A 2,574-nucleotide genomic window follows, 5' to 3' on the forward strand; every position below is an offset into this window, starting at 1 on the left:
GAGAACACCATCCACGGCACCCCCACCGACAGCTGAGAACGCACGACAACCTCCGCCGGTCGGACTCTGCCGAGCACCGCAGGGTCCGACCGGCGGGCCTCGTCGCGTGGGCGACACCGACGCCGCGTACCGGTAGTGCGGCGGGCGACGTCGTCATCGTCAGCTCGTTCGCGACGTACCGGAGTGCCACGTCGTCGAACCCCGAAATCACCAAGCTCGGAGACTCTCAGGGGGCCGCGCTTGCTCCTTGTCCGGTCACCGATGCCCGTCTCTTGAAGGAGATCCGCATGACTCGAAGAATCCACAGTCGTCCCCTCGCCGGTCTGGTGGCGGGTGCCGTCAGCTGCAGCGCGCTGTTGGTCCCGGCGGTAGCGGCGCAGGCGAGCCCTGCGCCGTCGATGTCGCAGGTGCAGGTCCAGGCCGTGACCGCGGCGTCGTCCAAGGTCGCCACCGCGACCGAGAACGGCTGGACGCAGCAGTTCGCGAGTGCGCCGTCCGCACTGGCTGAGGCCGCGCGGGTCGGGGTGGAGTACGCCCCGACGACCGACCTGCAGCCGACGGGCCTGTATCTGCCGCCGAACACCGAGCTGACGATCACGGTCTCGGGCGTGAAGAAGAACGACCCGAACGGGGTGCCGTCGGTCTCGATCGGCGCGCCCGACAGCCAGATCGATGCCAACGACAAGGGGCTCAAGACCCGGCTGACCGCGCTGAAGCTGGGCAAGAACACGGTCTCGGACGTGCACGGTGGTGTGGTCTACATCGACTACCAGTCCAAGACCGCGACGCCGTCGACCGCGACGATCACGTTCGGCGACACGGCCGAGCAGATGGCGACGTTCACCCGTGGCGTGACCGGGGAGGCGGCGTTCCAGCGTCAGCTCGACCGCCTGGACGCACCCTTCGTGGAGCTATACGGCAAGAAGTCGATGATCACGGTGACCCGGCAGGCGCTGCTGAAGTACCGCAACGAGAACCACAACCAGCTCCTGGCGGCGCTCGACCGGATCATCACGGTCGAGAACAAGGTCGCCGGCTACGGCCCGGTCGGCGCGCCGGACGCACCGCCGGCCGGCGTGAACCACCTGATCGGCTTCCCCAAGCCGGTCGAGGGAGCGGCTGCCTACGCGTGGGACGAGGCCTCCGCGTACCCGGTGCCGATCCAGGACAACCTGCTCAAGGTCGACGGGCTGCGCATCTACGGCTTCGGCCCCTGGCACGAGATCGGCCACCAGCACCAGCAGTCGGCCGTCCTTCCGAGCGACCTGGTCGAGAGCACCGTGCAGAGCTACGCCCTCGCCGTGCAGCGTGACTTTAGCGAGTACGGCTCGGTGCCGCGCGTGCGCGCGGTCAACTCCAATGGCACCTCTTACTGGGACGACGGGTTCCAGCTGCTGGAGAAGGGGATCGGGGACTACGCCGACATCCCCTACTGGAACAAGGTGCTGCCGTTCGAGCAGCTGCGCCTCGCCTACGGCGACGATTTCTTCCCGGACTGGCACAAGGTGGTGCGTCAGCAGGCGGACGACCTGCTCGACCCGTACACCGAGAACGGCGGCTGGGACCAGGACGCCCGCTGGCAGAACGTCATCTACTCCACCAGCCTCGCCGCCGGCGCAGACCTGGCCGACTTCTGGGACGCCTGGGGCGCGGACGTGGCCGAGGCCACCCGCGACCGGATCGACGCCGCCGCCCTGCCCAACCCGCGCGTCGACCCGACCACCCTGCGCGAGTCCAACATCGACGAGCCCTACTACGACGACTTCCCCAAGGGCGGCCTGCCGGCCCGAGCATCCATCGGCGGCACCGACCTAACCGGCCTCGAGCCGGGCAAGGCGGGCGAGATCACCACCACGTTCGGCAACAAGCAGGCCTGGCCGGTCTACGACGTGTCGATGACCCTCGACCTGCCCGACGGCTGGACCGCGACGCCGACCACGGCCAGCACCTTCGAGTCCGTCGCCAAGGGCAAGTCCGTCACGACCACCTGGGCGGTCACCGTCCCCGAGGGCACCCCGCACGGTGAGCAGCCGCTGGCGTCCACCGCGACCTACTCCGAGTACGGCAAGTCCTACACGATCGACGCCGACGGCACGGCGATGGTGCTGCTCGACGACGCCATCGACTCCTCGACGCTGTCCGTCGCCGCGGTCAGCAGCGAAGAGACCACGAACGACAACGCGGGCGCCGCGAACGCCCTCGACGGCGACCCGTCGACCTTCTGGCACACCCGCTGGAACACGGACACCTACCCGCACTCGATCGAGATCGACCTCGGCCACACGTACGACGTGGCCGGGCTCGGATACCTGCCCCGCCAGGACGAGTCCAACTCACGCATCAAGGACTACGAGATCTACGTCTCGACCGACGGCACGAACTGGGGCGACCCGGTCGCGACCGGGCAGTTCACCACCGGGACCGACCTCACCCAGGTCCCGTTCGACGCCGCCACCGGACGCTACCTCAAGCTCGTCGGCCTCAGCAGCCAGAACGGCGCCCCCCTCGGCGGCGCCCCCCCGATAACCCAACCCCGCCCCCCCCCCCCCCGCAGAGAAACCACCACCAACACCC

The 2,574-nt window shown here is 69.0% G+C and carries 1 protein-coding gene; it reads left to right on the plus strand.

The window, feature by feature from the left end:
* Positions 1–287: 287 nt before the first annotated feature.
* Positions 288–2,574: M60 family metallopeptidase (locus tag ACFWDO_RS21240; RefSeq protein ID WP_380347165.1), on the plus strand; the 2,287-nt coding region annotated here is incomplete at its 3' end.

The sequence above is a fragment of the Isoptericola sp. NPDC060185 genome, from assembly GCF_042728595.1.
Lineage (GTDB): Bacteria > Actinomycetota > Actinomycetes > Actinomycetales > Cellulomonadaceae > Isoptericola.